Genomic DNA, 14,694 nt, shown 5'->3' on the forward strand with positions numbered 1-14,694 from the left:
CCTTCTTGGGCTCGCTTTTTTAATTCTTTAATCACTTGTCTTTTCAAGGCTTTTAGCCTCACGTTCATTCAGTGAACTTGGATAAAGTACGATATGACCAGGCTGAGAAGCTGGTGCTTCTAATTGAGCGACAAAATCATCAGCTAAGGCAATGACCCATGCTGCCTGTTCATTATCTTTTAAAACAAGTGCTAAAGTACCATACTGTTGGGTGTGTTCCCAATCAAAATGGTGTGTCTGACCATCTTCTTCAAGATAAATGCCTTCAGGACCACTAGTCACCCTCGTATCTCCACTTTGCCATTCCCCGTGAATTTGAGCTCCGACATCATAATAAGAGATTCCGTCCCCTCGATCTCCATATGTAGCGATATGCTGCTGTGTGTTTTGATCTGAGTCCTGGTATGTGACTGCAGCGATATCGTTTGCAAGCCACTTAACATTTATCTTTTCGTTATTTGTAGAAAGTCGTTGAAGTGGTCTTGCTAAGATATAATAGTAATCTCGGTAATAGATCATTTCTCCCTTTTGAATATCCTGCTTCAGTACAAGGGTGTTCGAACCATCTGGTGAGAAGCTTAAAGTGCTATGAACGTTTTGACTGGTAGAATAAATGAAATAGCCATTTAAAGCGAGGAACAGAGTCACAGCTGTTCCACCAGTAAGCAGCCATTTTTTTGATCGATTAAAATAAAATAGAAAAGAGACGGCTAAACTGATTATGCATACACAATTTATCCAATAAAAAAGGAGAGTGTGAATATATTCTACTTCTCTGCTTAATAAGCGAGGCACAAATAGATAGCCAATCTGCAGGAAAAATAGTCCGAGAGAGAAGAGTAAGAAACATAGGGCTAAAATGGTACGCCATGGTTTATTCGTTTTCATCAGGATCGACCTCCCTATTAAATTCCCACGTCAATCCGTTATCGTTAGAAGAAAACTCTCCCTTTACAAGGCCGCCTAAATAATCACCGTTTGGTCCTTGATTTAAATGGAGAAGCAATTGATCGTTTTTTAAAAAGGGCATTTCTGCTTGAACAAAAATCGCTTCATACTCTTCTGGAACACGAATATCTGCCTCGATCCAACTGCTTCCGGCATCGTTGGTTACATAAAAGTCTGGAGCATCAGGATTAATGATTCCGTAAGATACGAATCCTGTAGACTCGTCCACAAAGCCACCATCAGCTACAAGACGGAGCGTGTCTGGAATATCAACTGATGTCCAGCTAACGCCTCCATCATAAGTTAGATAGATATATGTCATTTCACTCGACATCGTTTTGTCCCCGGTAAAGATGAGATATCCAAATGTATCATTTACTAACTCCATTTTTCGATACCGAAGATACGGTATTGAGTCAGTAACGAGTGAATCCTGCCACGATTGACCTTGATCAGTTGTTGATACGGTTCGAACAGATAGACCATTGTCCTCATGAACAGCGTACATAAAAATGGATCTTTGATTTGTTAACATGTAACTTTTGTGTATTAATTCCTCTTGACTCCCACTATACTCTCCAACAAAAAGGGATTGTGGTTCAATAGGAACGACTATCCAATTTTCACCTTGATCAAATGTTACTGATAATTCATCTTGGTTAATTGAATAATCTACTTTTTGATTTGTAACTGAGAGAGTGGGTTCTTGGTCCTCTGTCAGTTGAACCTGCTCTTCTAGTTTTTCAGTTTGAGTTTGCTCAGGTAATGAAGTCATAACTTTCTGCTGCATAAACAATCCTGCAGTTAAACTAGAAATCATGATAATGGATAATCCAATAGCAATCTTTTTCATACAAATGCTCCTTTAAAACAAGTTTTCCGCTTCCATTATATCCAAATTATTGGTTGATTTGGGGAGTTTCATTAAATTTATTTTGTGAAAAAGAGGACCGTGAGAATTCATTTCTCACGGTCCTCTTGTCATTGCTTATTCTTCTGCCTGTTCCTTATAAAACTCTTTTTCCTTTTTATCTGAACTAAATGTCACTTGAGTTGGGTGGTGGGCTTTATTAAAGGAACCGCCACTGACATCTTTAACCGTATGTACAACTGTGAAAGCATCAAGATCCAATTCACGAATCAGCTTTTTTAAGAAAAACAGCTGTTGCTTTTTAACGACAACATAAATTAAGTTTTCTTCTTCATTCACATCGTAATTTTTGCCTTGTAGGATTGTTGCATGTGCCCCTAAATTCTTTTGGATTGAGCGGGCGATGGATTCATGATTTTTTGAGAAAATATGTACGATCTTCTTTGATTCAAAGCCTTCTAATACATAGTCTGTTACTCGCTTTCCAATAAACAGTGCGACGACCGTGTACATGGTTAAGAGGGGTCCAATCACAAAGATTCCAGCTAAAACAACTAGCGTATCAAGAACAAAGTTCGTGCCGGTTAAGTCCCAACCAAACTTATAATTTAGCATCTTAGCAATGGTTGACGACCCACTCATTGTGCTTCCTGAACGAAAGATAAACCCAAACCCAATGCCGGTAAAGACGCCTGAATAAAGAGCGGCTAATAGAGGATCATTAATTGGATTTGCTAAATCCTCAAGAAGGAACAGAAATAAAGAAAACAAGGGTACAGTTACGATTGATTTCACAATCATTGACCGTGGAAGGTAACGATAACCTATAAGTAAAATAATTCCGTTTGTAAGTAGAGTCACTAATGCGGGCGACCAACCTAACCCAAAATAAAATAAAAGCGCTAGCCCTGCTACGCCTCCCTCAGCAAGGGAATTGGGCATGGCAAAAATAGAAACAGAAAACGCAAAGAAAAAGGTTCCAAGGATCATTAAACTATAGTCCTTCATATGTACCTCCTAACATTAACCCTGACTAGTAACCATGTTACCCTTCACTGCTGTTACTAAACAAGTTGAATTACATTTAACATGAGATGCATAGAAGGGGATTAAACTTCTTAATTGCTTCAAGCTTGCTTCACTTAAAAAAGAGTATTATCATAAAATATAATACATACCATAAGTGAAAAATGAGCGAGTCCTTAAGGATTCGCTTCTTCTAGTTCAATCTAAAAAAGAGTTAAGGAGCTACCAACATGATCTACATCGGATTAACAGGCTGGGGAGATCACGATTCTTTATATGAAGGAACGAGGGCAGCTGATAAGCTTTCCACCTATGCAGGCTACTTTCCAATTGTAGAGTTGGATTCTTCTTTTTATGCGGTTCAGCCGAAACGGTCGATGGAGAAGTGGGCGCATGAGACACCTGATTCGTTTTCATTTATTGTGAAAGCCTATCAAGGGATGACTGGGCATCAGACAGGCTTTGCTCCTTTTGATGATAAGGAATCAATGTTTGCGGCATATATCGAGTCTTTGCAGCCGATTGGTTCAAAGCTTGCTATGGTGCTATGTCAATTTCCACCTTGGTTTGATTGTCGTAAAGAGAACGTTCAGTGGGTACGCTATGTAAAGGAAAAGCTCGCAGGTTATCCTGTCGCACTTGAGTTTAGACACCAAAGCTGGTTTAGTGGGACTATGAGGGAGCGTACTCTTGAATTCATGGAGCAGGAGGATTTCATTCATTCAATTTGTGATGAACCGCAGGCTGGAGTAGGTTCGATTCCAACTGTGCTCCATCCAACAAATGAACTCAAAACATTAGTACGTCTCCACGGAAGAAATACATATGGTTGGAATGATACAAAAGACGGAAAATGGCGTGAAGTTCGGTACTTATATCGTTATAATAAAGAAGAGTTAGAAGAATGGCGCAAGCATGTGTTAACATTACACACGCAAAGTAAGGATATTTACGTCATTTTTAACAACAATTCTGGTGGGGACGCAGCGGATAATGCTAGGCAATTGATTGATATGCTTGGGATTACGTACGAAGGGTTAGCCCCACGACAATTGGATTTATTTTGAGTGTAAAACGATATGAAAAAGTAAGAAGGGTTGTTACATGAGCTGGTTTTTGTTAGTTGTCATTGGATTGGCAGCAGGTACGGTCGGTAGCTTAATGGGTCTTGGTGGTGGAATTATTGTTGTACCAGCACTCTTGTCTCTAAATGGTGTGTTATCCATTTTAAATGATGTGACACCTCAAGTTGCTGCCGGTACCTCTTTATTAATCATGATCTTCACTGGAATTTCATCAACGGTTGCTTACGCGAAACAAAAAACGATTGATTTTAAAAGTGGAGCCATCTTCTCTATTGGCATTATTCCTGGAGCCATCTGTGGGGTTATTATTAACCGAACCGTCAACACGGATGATTTTCTTTTATACTTCGGCATTTTTATGCTAGTAGTTGCTTTTACTTTTTTTGTGCGCAAGTATTTAAAACCAATGAAGCTACGTCCAAAAGGATTTAAGCGAACAGTCCTGGATCCAAGCGGAAACGAATTTACATACGGCTATCAGCCTGTTTTCGCAATCGTCCTTAGTTTTTTTGTAGGCATTATCTCAAGCTTATTTGGTGTAGGTGGAGGCGCGCTGATGGTGCCTATCATGATTATTTTATTTGGCTTTCCAGCGCATTTTGCTGTTGCGACATCGATGTTTGTCATTTTAGTATCTGCATTTATCGGTTCCATTTCACACATGGCTGCGGGTCATGTGAACTGGCTCTATGCTCTTGCACTAGTGCCGGGAGCATGGTTTGGTGGACAGCTAGGTGCAGCCATTAATCGTCGAATCTCAAGTGATCGCTTGATCTTTATTTTACGAATTTTTATGGTGATCATTGCTATTCGTCTTATTATTCAAGGGCTGAATGGTTAGAGTAGGAGGGGGATCAACATGAGAGAAAAGGTTCTCACTCTTTTTCATACGAATGATATACACAGTGATTTTAATCAGTGGCCAGGAATTGTTCGCTATGTAAAGGAACATCGTACGAAGGATTCTTTATTTTTGGATTTAGGAGATCATGCAGATCGAAGTAATCCGATTACTGAGGCTACAGAAGGAATGGCCAACATGGAGCTACTAAACATAGCTGGTGTTGACTTTGCGACAATTGGTAACAACGAGGGCGTTACATTTTCTAAACATCAATTAGATACACTTTACGAAAAAGCGTCGTTTCCAATCCTACTTGCAAACTTATTAAATGAGGATGGCACTCAGCCTTCATGGTCGATACCATCGTCCATAAAGGTAATGGAAGGTGGATTACGAATTGGCCTATTCGGTGTCACTGCGCCGCTTTCACACTTTTACGAGAAGCTTGGCTGGACCGTTGTTGACCTAACAACTTGTATTAAAAAAGAAATTGAAAAGCTCCAACCTCAGGTAGATGCGATCATTTTACTTTCTCATCTTGGATTGTTTAAAGATGAACAAATTGCTGAAGAGATTGATGGAATTGATGTAATCATTGGCGCTCATACTCATCATGTGATAGATCAGGGCAAGCGTGTCGGTAACACGCTTATCGTTCAAGCGGGTAAGCACGGTCATTATCTTGGTGAAGTGACGTTAACCTTTAATCTAGATCATCGACTAACATCATCACAAGCGATCTTACATGAAACGAAGGAAATGGTTGCAGATCCTGATACCATTCAATACTTAGAACATGCTCGTAAGCGATCTGAAGACATTCTAAAGCAACCATTGGCAACGTTACCTGAGCCACTGCCAGTTGACTGGTATAGAGAGACGACGGCTACGAGACTCTTATGTGATGGGGTCACGGAATGGTGTGGTGAGTCCATTGGGATGATGAATGCTGGTGTGTTATTGAGTGATTTACCTAAGGGACAACTGACCCGTGGAGCTATTCATCGAATATGTCCTCACCCAATCAACCCTTGTGTCATTCAGCTTTCAGGAAGTGAACTTTGGACAACAATTGAACGAGCCTCGAGCTTAAAATTAATAAATTTAGAGTTAAAAGGATTTGGCTTTCGTGGTCAGGTGTTAGGGAAAATGATTTATACCGGTATTTCTGTCATATTAGATCCAGACGATGAGGAGAAGGTCGTAAGTATATCAGTGCTAGGTAAACCAATTGATCCTAAAGCAACGTACAGCCTAGCTACACTTGATATGTATACATTTGGATTCTTATATCCTGAATTAACAGATTCAGAAGACAAAAATTATCTGATGCCTGAATTCTTAAGAGATATCCTCGCCTGGAAGTTAAACCAACAATAATTAAGGAACCGTCGGCGCCCTCTCTCCATAGAATGTGGAGAAAGGGGTGTTCTGGATGATAGAGGTTCAACCAATAACCATTGAGGGTATAGGGTTTACAGCTATTACTGTTAAGTTACCTAAAACAAACTTTATGGCCGTAACCGGTGAGGATGGCTACATTATGTGTGGAGCATTAGATGTTGCTTTATTAAATGAAAAGTTAAAAGATCGAGGTATCTTAGCTGGGCGTGCAGTAGGTGTCCGTACGATTGATCAGTTGCTTGCGGCACCTCTTGAATCTGTAACCTTAGCAGCTGAAGAAAAAGGGGTAAAAAAAGGAACGATCGGTAAAGATGCCATGCTTTTGCTACATGGAATAACACCTGATGAGTAAGGATTTTTCCTTACTCATCAGGTAATGGACAAGCCATATGACAGGGGGAACCAAAGATGATTTCTTATATTTTTGCAATGGATGAAGAACGAGCAATTGGAAAAAATAACGATTTGCCATGGCACTTGCCTGCTGATTTTCAATTCTTTAAAGATACAACAAAACATCACACCATCGTAATGGGACGTAAAACCTTTGATTCTCTTGATAAGAGGCCTTTGCCTCATCGACGCAATATTATAGTGACCCGTAATAAAGACTACGTTGCAGATGGCTGTGAAGTGGTACATACCATTGATGAGGCAAAAGCGTTATTTCATCCAGATGAAGAAACGTTTGTTATTGGAGGGACAGAGCTTTTTAAACTTTTTATGGACGATGCTGATCGAATGTATATTACTCGAATTGAAGGTGTGTTTAATGGAGATACCTTTTTCCCTGAAGTACCAGAGGAAGAGTGGAAGCTTGTTTCGAGTCGTGAGGGCGTTGTGGATGAAAAGAATAAGCACAAGCATCAGTATGAAGTATACGAACGAGTCTAAGGTTGTATAAAGTAAAAGGTCAAAACCCCCATCTTCTTGCATACAGTTTAGTAGGAGGGGGTTTTTGGCATGTTCAATCGACGACCCATACGACGAACGAGACAAAAAGGGCCGCTGCCTTTTCGATATGTACTTCTATTATCCATACTCATCTTTAGTTTAATGACTTATCAGGGAATCTGGTTAATTGATAAAAAGATTCGACCAGTCATTGTGCAGATTGCCGAAATGGAGTTGAAAAACATTGCGACTCATTCACTCGAAGGTGCGCTAAATCAAAAGTTAGGGCAGACCATAAACATGGATGAGCTATTAATTATAGATAAAGATGATAGTGGCTATGTAACGATGCTTAGCTTTGATGCAGGGGAATATAATCGAATCTTAGGAGAAACGCTAACGGAGGTCCACCATCAGCTTAACGAGTTAAAAACAGGACCAGAAGGCGAAGTCATTGGCGAGGATCGCGTCATTCTCTATGAAATTCCACTAGGTCGAGCCTTAAATAACTCGCTACTCGCTGAGCTTGGTCCATCTATCCCTGTTAGACTGCAAACGATTAGCCATGTAAAGGTGAATATGAGTGATAAAGTAGAACCAGTGAATATAAATAGTACAAGAATCTCCTTAAATATAGATGTAGACATCGAAGTTGAAGTAGTGATTCCATTTGCTGTGACCACAGAAGCCATTAGCGTTACTTTACCTGTTGGCTTTTCAGTCATTAATGGACCAGTTCCTAATTACTACATGCAAGGTGGGGGAGGCGCAATTATGCCAGCACCAGTTGTTACTCCTGAAGAAATTGAAGAAACGGAAGAATCAGTAGATTAGATCAATTCTAAAGCCTGTTGATAGAATGATTTGTGTGTGTTAAGGTATACAAGTTGACTAAACTAAATAGTATAAACCTCATGTCGAGTGAGGTAGAGGCGCGAATCTTAAAAGTACATTTGTGGAGTGGCAACGATGATGCAAATGGAAAGGAAGCTTCGCCGAAACAGGAAGGGTGGCAAATTCTTTTTGTTGGGTCAGTGGTGAACAACTACTGGACTGTCACAGTATATAAACTGTGGAGGACTATCAACATGGAATGGGCGTTTGTGCATATAGAGAGCCATCATGGGATATCCATGATGGCTCTTATTTTTATTTAAACGATAGAGAGGAAAATTGGTTATATGGATGTTTACTCGATTATACCCCCACTTCTTGCACTTATACTCGTTATCCTAACGAGAAAGGTTCTATTATCACTAGGAGTGAGCATTATACTTGGAGCGCTCATGCTTTATGATTTCTCAATCCCTAAAGCAGCGACAGAGATTGTTCACATTGTTAGTTCATTATTTTTTAGTTATGAGATCGCAGAACCCGTTACTTTTGGAGGAATCGCAAATGGAATCGTAGAAAGCGGTTTTGCGATTAACGACTGGGAGTTTTTCATATTACTCTTTCTTATTTTACTTGGCATGGTCGCTTCCTTTATTTCTTTTTCAGGAGGAAGTACTGCTTTTGGAGAGTGGGCTGTAAAACGGATTAAGACACGTAAGGGAGCTCAGCTTCTTCCAATCGTGTTAGGGTTTATCATTTTTATTGATGATTATTTTAATAGTTTAACCGTTGGAAATGTCAGTCGCCCGGTTACGGACCGTCATCGTATCTCACGTGCAAAGCTTGCTTACTATGTGGATTCCACAGCAGCGCCGATTTGTGTGATTGCACCATTATCTAGCTGGGGTGCATATATTATCACGATCATCGCTGGAGTGTTGGAGAAAAACGAAGTAACCGATTATAGTGCATTTCAAGCCTTTCTTTCAATGATTCCTATGAACCTATATGCAATGACTGCGTTAGCCATGGTATTTGTCGTTGCCTTGTACAAGTTTGATATTGGTCTTATGAAAAAGCACGAAGATTTAGCCATTCGTGAAGGCGTCCTCTATGATTTATCTAAAGGGGAGCCAGAGGGATCTGCAGAGACAGGAGCTGGTGAACAACAAGGGAAGATTAGCTACCTTATTCTCCCGATTGTTACTCTTGTCATCGTAACTGTAGGGTTCATGATTACGACTGGTATATCAGGAGCCAGAGATGAAGGCGTTGCTGTGAACATGATGAGTATTTTTGAGTTCACAGACATCTCCCGTTCCTTATTATATGGAGCCATTGTTGGATTTTTGACTACATTAATTTGTACAATTTTTACAAAACCTGCTTCAAAAGACGTATTTGTTGTGGCAAAAGCTGGATTTAAATCGATGCTCCCTGCTGTTTGTATCTTGCTTTTAGCATGGACGATTAGTTCAATCATTGGTGATCTCGGAACAGGTGCTTATCTTGCATCTCTTGTAAGCAACGGAATTCCACCATTTTTACTTCCGCTTATGTTATTTGCTATTGCAGGTATCTCTGCAGTTTCAACTGGAACATCATGGGGAACCTTTGCCATTCTTCTCCCGATCGCTGGAGATATGGGAGCAACTGTGGACAGTTCATTGCTTCTACCAATGCTAGCTGCTGTTATGGCTGGATCCATTTTTGGAGATCATGTATCTCCAATCTCAGATACCACCATTTTATCTGCTGCGGGTTCTGGAAGTCATCACATCGACCACGTAATGACTCAGCTTCCATATGCGATTATAGCTGCAGTTGTTGCAGCGTTTGGATTTTTCCTCTTGCCACTACTTGGAACGGTTATCACTTTAGTTATAACAATTGTAGTTCTAATTCTAGTTGCGGTTGTGATCAAAAAGGTACAAGCAAAAAATAGTTGACTGACAAACAAATAAAGCGCGCATGCAAGTAGCATGCGCGCTTTTTATGATAGTCTAGTTAAATGATCGAATAAATAAGCAGCCACTCATTTACTAGATTATCTAACCTGTTGTACTCTCCATTGATCAGCCCTCAACAACGAATTTGCGTTCAGTTTCTTTGCCAACAATTCTGCGGCAACAGAATCCGTAAAGGTTTTATCCAAATGGCTGTTTGAATCCTTCAGAGTCTCTGTTACCCCTTTTACAGTACGAATAACTTTGTACATGGGGCACACTCCTCGATACCGATTCAGCCCATCGTGAAGCTGTTAGTTCATTCTCTCACACTAATCTAGCGAAGTATACAAAAGATTATGAGAAATAGACCCTTTTCCCTAACTTAATTATTTTTAAACATAACTCGACAAATCTTTTATTTGGGTATAACTTACTTTGACAACTGTAAGACGCATGCCTATAATGAATAATTGACATTGTGTTAAGAAAATGACGATTTTTCCTACAATATGTCTAATTTGAATTGTCAGATCATTTTGACTAAAGTGACCTGATCTGTGAACAAGTTGAAGGGAGTTCAAACAGTATGGCAGAAAGAGAACAATGGGGGTCCAGAGCCGGATTCGTATTAGCTGCAATTGGTTCTGCAGTAGGATTAGGGAATATTTGGAGATTCCCGTATGTTGCATATGAGAATGGAGGAGGCGCTTTTTTAATTCCGTATCTCTTTGCATTATTAACTGCGGGTATTCCAATTTTAATTATGGAATTCACAATGGGTCAAAGGTTCCGTGGATCATCTCCATTAACATATGCTCGTATTAATAGGAAAGCTGAATGGATGGGCTGGTGGCAGATTGCTATCGCATTTGTTATATCTACTTATTATTCCGTCATCATTGCCTGGGCCATTTCTTATACGTATTTTTCGTTCAGCTTAAGCTGGGGAGACAACCCAGAAGGATTTTTATTTAACGATTTTCTAAAGGTTGAAGAAGGAGTCGGTTATTTCGGTTCGCTTGTTCCTGGAGTATTGATTCCCTTGATTATCGTTTGGGCTACTACATTAGCCATTTTGTTTAAAGGTGTTAAAAAAGGAATTGAACTAGCAAACCGCATTCTAATTCCTACCTTGATTCTTATGTTTTTATGTATCGTTATTCGTGCATTAACGCTTGAAGGAGCTAGTGTTGGATTAGATGCATTTTTCAGACCTGATTGGGAAGGGTTAAAAAACCCGAGTGTCTGGGTAGCGGCTTACGGACACATCTTCTTTAGTTTATCTGTTGCTTTTGCGATTATGATCACGTACTCAAGTTATTTACCGAAGAAAGCGGATATTAATAATAATGCATTTATTACGGCATTTAGTAACTCCGGTTTTGAGATTCTCGCGGGTATTGGGGTTTTTGCGGTACTTGGATTCATGGCGGTATCAAGTGGGGTAGGAATTGATGAAGTGGCAGCAGGCGGAGTTGGACTTGCCTTTGTTGTATTTCCACAGATTATTAATACATTCCCAGGATTTAATGAATTCTTTGGTTTCTTATTTTTTGGATGTTTAGTACTGGCTGGGATTACATCACTTATCTCGATCGTAGAAACCTATGTAGCAGGGATTCAAGATAAATTCAACGTGACTCGTACAAAAGCGGTTATCGTTGGTGGTGGATTATCTGCATTAATTTCACTAGTATTTGCTACTCAAAATGGTGTGAATATTCTTGATGCGGTTGATTACTTTATTAATAACTTTGGTATTGCGGTATCAGGTTTAGTTACTGTTGTTGCTATGGGTTGGGTATTCCGCAAGCTTCCTGAAATTAAAGATCATACAAACCGTGTATCAGACTTTAAAATCGGTAGCTGGTGGACATTCTGCTTAATGGTTGTTACACCAATTATCTTGGGAATTATGTTTGTTCAGAACCTATATACAAACCTTACAAGTAATTATGGTGAACTTGAAACAAGCTTCTTACTTACATTTGGCTGGAGTGTTGCGGTACTTGCGATCGTCTTTGGATTTGTCATCTCAGCATTAAAATGGCAAACAGGAAAGAACCAACTAACTGTAAAAGAGATTCAAGAAGGGAAGGATGACGAATGAGTACCAGTGCAATTGTCATGCTTATACTAAGTACAACCATTATTTGGGGCGGTTTAGTATTCAGTATTGTGAATGCTAAAAAAGCAACCAAACGGAAAGAAGCTCAAAATAAATAACAAAAAGCCTCTAGGAAAAGCGATTCCTAGAGGCTTTTTTCAAGATTTCTTTTTGTTCTTATAAGCCTGTCTTTCCCAGCTTTTAAGTAATGGATAAGGGTCAAATGACCACTCTGTAACCCCATTGTCCCGATACATTCCATAATGGAGGTGAGGAGGGAACTTTCCTTGAGTTCCTGGTTTTCCATAGCCGGAGCTACCACAATAGCCTACAACTTGACCAGGCTTCACTACATCTCCTTTTTTAATTCCTTTTTCAAACCCACTGAGATGAGCGTAATAATGATAGATGTTATCTAAATCACGTATACCTACACGCCAGCCACCGTAATTATTCCAGCCAATTAATTCAACTGTACCATAAGAGGTAGACTGGATAGGTACTCCGTATCCGGCAAACAAATCGGTTCCCTCATGAATTCTTCGCCCGCCCCAGCCTCGCTTCGCCCCCCATGTACTGCGGTAGCTATAATTGGCGTGGAGTGGCATTACAAAGCTGTGTTCATGAAGATCAAGTGTACCAAACGCTTTATACGTTTTTGCATGAGATTGGACTATATTAACAGATTGTTCACGTTTGTAATATTCCCATAATGCAATACGCATATCTTCTTCCTTAAAGCCGTACTTCTCTAAGAAATGAGCGAAGGTAAAGAGGAGGTCTGCATCGTTAAAACGATCTGCAATCCCGTCTCCATCCCCATCCATTCCCACTCCACCAAATATACTAATGGAAAGTGGGTTTGAATCATCCAAGTCAGGGTTTGTTGCACCAGCCCACTGTGAGGGCGAATAAAAAATAGAGATTAATCCCTTTTCCTCATCCCGATCTCTCAAGGCTTTACGTAATCCTCTTTCATACGTATCTACAGCTGCAAGATAGTACCAAGGGACGTTTGTTAACGTTTCTGTTTTTTTGTACAAATTCATCCGATCTTCATACGTAGTATCGGATTGTTCTGCTGCAAGTCCTGAGTGAGGAAGCAGCGCTTGTACACATATAAAAAGAAGAAGACATAATAAAAAAAATCGTTTTGGAGACACGTTTGGCTGCTCCTTTCAATCAAGCGTTATACGGGTAGTGTAAGCTTCAACGTAAAAAATATATTAGTGAATGATTGGGAATTTTTAATAAGAGGGGTTTGGCTAAATGGTTTACTCATGATAAAGTAAGAAGGGAATAGACTTAAAGTTGATATGATTAGTAAGGATGGTGGATAGAGTGGCAAAGAAAGAAGAGCATGTCCGAAAACCAGAATGGCTTAAAATTAAGCTTAATACCAATGAATCTTATACAAACTTAAAGAAAATGATGAGAGAGAAAAAATTACATACGGTATGTGAGGAAGCAAGATGTCCTAATATTCATGAATGTTGGGCAGTTCGAAAAACAGCTACATTTATGATTTTAGGTGACATCTGTACGCGTGCCTGTCGATTTTGTGCCGTGAAGACAGGCCTCCCTACAGAATTAGATCTACAAGAGCCAGAACGTGTGGCAGACTCGGTTAGTGATATGGGTCTTAAGCATGTCGTAATCACCGCAGTAGCTAGAGATGACTTGAAAGACGGGGGAGCCGAGGTTTTTGCAGAAACGGTACGAGCTATTCGTCGCAAAAATCCGTTCTGTACCATAGAAGTGCTTCCTTCAGACATGCTTGGAAATGAAAACAGTCTGAAGACGCTGATGGATGCCAGACCAAATATTATGAACCACAACATTGAAACGGTTCGCCGATTATCTCCAAGAGTTCGAGCTCGTGCGACATATGATCGTACATTGGAATTCCTGCGTCGTGCAAAAGAAATGCATGATGATATTCCAACAAAATCGAGTTTAATGATTGGGCTGGGGGAAACGAAAGAAGAAATTATTGAGACAATGGATGATCTTAGAGCAAACAATGTAAATATTATGACCATTGGCCAATACTTACAACCGACTAAAAAGCATCTTAAAGTACAAAAATATTATCACCCAGATGAATTTGCAGAGCTTCGTGAGATCGCAATGAGTAAAGGATTTAGTCATTGTGAAGCAGGACCACTCGTTCGTTCATCTTATCACGCTGACGAACAAGTGAATCAGGCACAAGTAAACGAAGAAGCTAGAAAAGTTCAAGATGGAACAACCGTGAATTCATAATTAATAGAAGGCGGACATTCATTTATACAATGTGTCCGTCTTTTTAATGGTTAAAACGTTGTTCTACTTTTACAAAACCCGACATTTCCTGCTTCCTAATGCTTATGATACAATGGAAAAAATGAAACGTGAGGTGTATACGCGTTGGTTACGATTCAGGAACTTCAATTTGAAGTCGTTGAAGATATTAAAGATGGCTGGGATGAAGAAGCCTTTAAGTCGCGATATAGCGATATATTAAATAAATACGACTATATTGTAGGAGATTGGGGCTACAATCAGTTACGCCTGAGAGGGTTTTTCGAAGACAAGCATAAGAAATCAACGTACGATTCCAAAATCAGTACGTTGCCTGATTATCTTTACGAGTATTGTAATTTTGGATGCGCGTATTTTGTTGTGAAGCGTATTAAAAAACGTTCAGATAAAGGGAATAAACATAAACAAAAAGAGGGTAAATAACCCTC

At 39.7% G+C, this 14,694-nt stretch carries 16 protein-coding genes and 1 riboswitch; of the genes, 11 read left to right on the forward strand and 5 right to left on the reverse strand.

The features are described from left to right. Positions 1-27: 27 nt before the first annotated feature. From JNO66_RS11140 to JNO66_RS11150, 3 genes are all read right to left on the reverse strand, one after another. Entirely contained in the window at positions 28-888 is an 861-nt protein-coding gene (locus JNO66_RS11140) for a hypothetical protein (RefSeq protein WP_203088311.1), read from the reverse strand. After that, positions 875-1,801, reverse strand: coding sequence for a WD40/YVTN/BNR-like repeat-containing protein (locus JNO66_RS11145; protein WP_203088312.1), 927 nt, complete (start codon positions 1,799-1,801; stop codon positions 875-877). Before JNO66_RS11145 ends, JNO66_RS11140 begins: the two co-directional genes overlap by 14 nt. Before the next feature lie 135 nt (positions 1,802-1,936). Next, the gene (locus JNO66_RS11150) at positions 1,937-2,827 is read right to left on the reverse strand and encodes a YitT family protein (protein ID WP_203088313.1); all 891 of its coding nucleotides are present in this window, start codon (positions 2,825-2,827) and stop codon (positions 1,937-1,939) included. A 248-nt stretch (positions 2,828-3,075) separates the two neighbouring features. Between JNO66_RS11150 and JNO66_RS11155 the strand changes: the two genes are divergently transcribed. From JNO66_RS11155 to JNO66_RS11185, 7 genes are all read left to right on the forward strand, one after another. Beyond that, positions 3,076-3,912, forward strand: a complete 837-nt coding sequence (locus JNO66_RS11155) for a DUF72 domain-containing protein (protein WP_203088314.1) — start codon at positions 3,076-3,078, stop codon at positions 3,910-3,912. A gap of 37 nt (positions 3,913-3,949) precedes the next feature. Continuing rightward, complete coding sequence (locus JNO66_RS11160; RefSeq protein WP_203088315.1) at positions 3,950-4,771, forward strand: sulfite exporter TauE/SafE family protein; 822 nt, start codon at positions 3,950-3,952, stop codon at positions 4,769-4,771. Positions 4,772-4,789: 18 nt separating this feature from the next. Beyond that, positions 4,790-6,154 carry a bifunctional metallophosphatase/5'-nucleotidase gene (locus JNO66_RS11165; protein WP_203088316.1) on the forward strand — a complete coding sequence of 455 codons (1,365 nt, stop codon included), beginning with the start codon at positions 4,790-4,792 and terminating at the stop codon, positions 6,152-6,154. 55 nt (positions 6,155-6,209) lie between these two features. Further along, a complete protein-coding gene (locus JNO66_RS11170) occupies positions 6,210-6,530 on the forward strand; it encodes a YunC family protein (RefSeq protein ID WP_203088317.1) in 321 nt (106 codons plus the stop codon). A gap of 56 nt (positions 6,531-6,586) precedes the next feature. Continuing rightward, positions 6,587-7,072 (forward strand): dihydrofolate reductase, encoded by a 486-nt coding sequence (locus JNO66_RS11175; protein WP_203088318.1) that lies wholly within the window; start codon positions 6,587-6,589, stop codon positions 7,070-7,072. A gap of 69 nt (positions 7,073-7,141) precedes the next feature. Continuing rightward, complete coding sequence (gene yunB, locus JNO66_RS11180) at positions 7,142-7,906, forward strand: sporulation protein YunB (RefSeq protein WP_203088319.1); 765 nt, start codon at positions 7,142-7,144, stop codon at positions 7,904-7,906. Positions 7,907-7,991: 85 nt separating this feature from the next. Continuing rightward, positions 7,992-8,163, forward strand: a riboswitch (Lysine riboswitch). 90 nt (positions 8,164-8,253) lie between these two features. After that, positions 8,254-9,855, forward strand: coding sequence for a Na+/H+ antiporter NhaC family protein (locus JNO66_RS11185; protein WP_203088320.1), 1,602 nt, complete (start codon positions 8,254-8,256; stop codon positions 9,853-9,855). A gap of 98 nt (positions 9,856-9,953) precedes the next feature. Here JNO66_RS11185 and JNO66_RS11190 read toward each other — a convergent pair whose 3' ends face one another. Next, positions 9,954-10,124, reverse strand: coding sequence for a hypothetical protein (locus JNO66_RS11190; protein WP_203088321.1), 171 nt, complete (start codon positions 10,122-10,124; stop codon positions 9,954-9,956). A gap of 317 nt (positions 10,125-10,441) precedes the next feature. Between JNO66_RS11190 and JNO66_RS11195 the strand changes: the two genes are divergently transcribed. Continuing rightward, positions 10,442-11,965, forward strand: coding sequence for a sodium-dependent transporter (locus JNO66_RS11195; protein WP_203088322.1), 1,524 nt, complete (start codon positions 10,442-10,444; stop codon positions 11,963-11,965). Continuing rightward, positions 11,962-12,081, forward strand: a complete 120-nt coding sequence (locus JNO66_RS11200) for a methionine/alanine import family NSS transporter small subunit (RefSeq protein WP_203088323.1) — start codon at positions 11,962-11,964, stop codon at positions 12,079-12,081. Before JNO66_RS11195 ends, JNO66_RS11200 begins: the two co-directional genes overlap by 4 nt. A gap of 39 nt (positions 12,082-12,120) precedes the next feature. Here the strand turns inward: JNO66_RS11200 and JNO66_RS11205 are convergent, their stop codons facing one another. Next, positions 12,121-13,125: a M23 family metallopeptidase gene (locus JNO66_RS11205; protein WP_373367168.1), complete on the reverse strand. Its 1,005-nt coding sequence runs from the start codon at positions 13,123-13,125 to the stop codon at positions 12,121-12,123. 178 nt (positions 13,126-13,303) lie between these two features. On the opposite strand from JNO66_RS11205, the gene lipA reads away from it, so the two are divergent. Next, positions 13,304-14,227, forward strand: a complete 924-nt coding sequence (gene lipA, locus JNO66_RS11210; protein WP_203088324.1) for a lipoyl synthase — start codon at positions 13,304-13,306, stop codon at positions 14,225-14,227. A gap of 144 nt (positions 14,228-14,371) precedes the next feature. Then, positions 14,372-14,689, forward strand: a complete 318-nt coding sequence (locus JNO66_RS11215) for a YutD family protein (protein ID WP_203088325.1) — start codon at positions 14,372-14,374, stop codon at positions 14,687-14,689. Positions 14,690-14,694: the final 5 nt, after the last annotated feature.

The sequence above is a fragment of the Alkalicoccobacillus gibsonii genome (assembly GCF_016798245.1).
GTDB lineage: Bacteria > Bacillota > Bacilli > Bacillales > Bacillaceae_D > Alkalicoccobacillus > Alkalicoccobacillus gibsonii.

What these genes read in the sequence shown, in the direction of transcription:
- JNO66_RS11140 (WP_203088311.1), bottom strand. Translation starts at nt 888, where the DNA reads ATGAAAACGAATAAACCATGGCGTACCATTTTAGCCCTATGTTTCTTA.
- JNO66_RS11145 (WP_203088312.1), bottom strand. Translation starts at nt 1,801, where the DNA reads ATGAAAAAGATTGCTATTGGATTATCCATTATCATGATTTCTAGTTTA.
- JNO66_RS11150 (WP_203088313.1), bottom strand. Translation starts at nt 2,827, where the DNA reads ATGAAGGACTATAGTTTAATGATCCTTGGAACCTTTTTCTTTGCGTTT.
- JNO66_RS11155 (WP_203088314.1), top strand. Translation starts at nt 3,076, where the DNA reads ATGATCTACATCGGATTAACAGGCTGGGGAGATCACGATTCTTTATAT.
- JNO66_RS11160 (WP_203088315.1), top strand. Translation starts at nt 3,950, where the DNA reads ATGAGCTGGTTTTTGTTAGTTGTCATTGGATTGGCAGCAGGTACGGTC.
- JNO66_RS11165 (WP_203088316.1), top strand. Translation starts at nt 4,790, where the DNA reads ATGAGAGAAAAGGTTCTCACTCTTTTTCATACGAATGATATACACAGT.
- JNO66_RS11170 (WP_203088317.1), top strand. Translation starts at nt 6,210, where the DNA reads ATGATAGAGGTTCAACCAATAACCATTGAGGGTATAGGGTTTACAGCT.
- JNO66_RS11175 (WP_203088318.1), top strand. Translation starts at nt 6,587, where the DNA reads ATGATTTCTTATATTTTTGCAATGGATGAAGAACGAGCAATTGGAAAA.
- yunB (WP_203088319.1), top strand. Translation starts at nt 7,142, where the DNA reads ATGTTCAATCGACGACCCATACGACGAACGAGACAAAAAGGGCCGCTG.
- JNO66_RS11185 (WP_203088320.1), top strand. Translation starts at nt 8,254, where the DNA reads ATGGATGTTTACTCGATTATACCCCCACTTCTTGCACTTATACTCGTT.
- JNO66_RS11190 (WP_203088321.1), bottom strand. Translation starts at nt 10,124, where the DNA reads ATGTACAAAGTTATTCGTACTGTAAAAGGGGTAACAGAGACTCTGAAG.
- JNO66_RS11195 (WP_203088322.1), top strand. Translation starts at nt 10,442, where the DNA reads ATGGCAGAAAGAGAACAATGGGGGTCCAGAGCCGGATTCGTATTAGCT.
- JNO66_RS11200 (WP_203088323.1), top strand. Translation starts at nt 11,962, where the DNA reads ATGAGTACCAGTGCAATTGTCATGCTTATACTAAGTACAACCATTATT.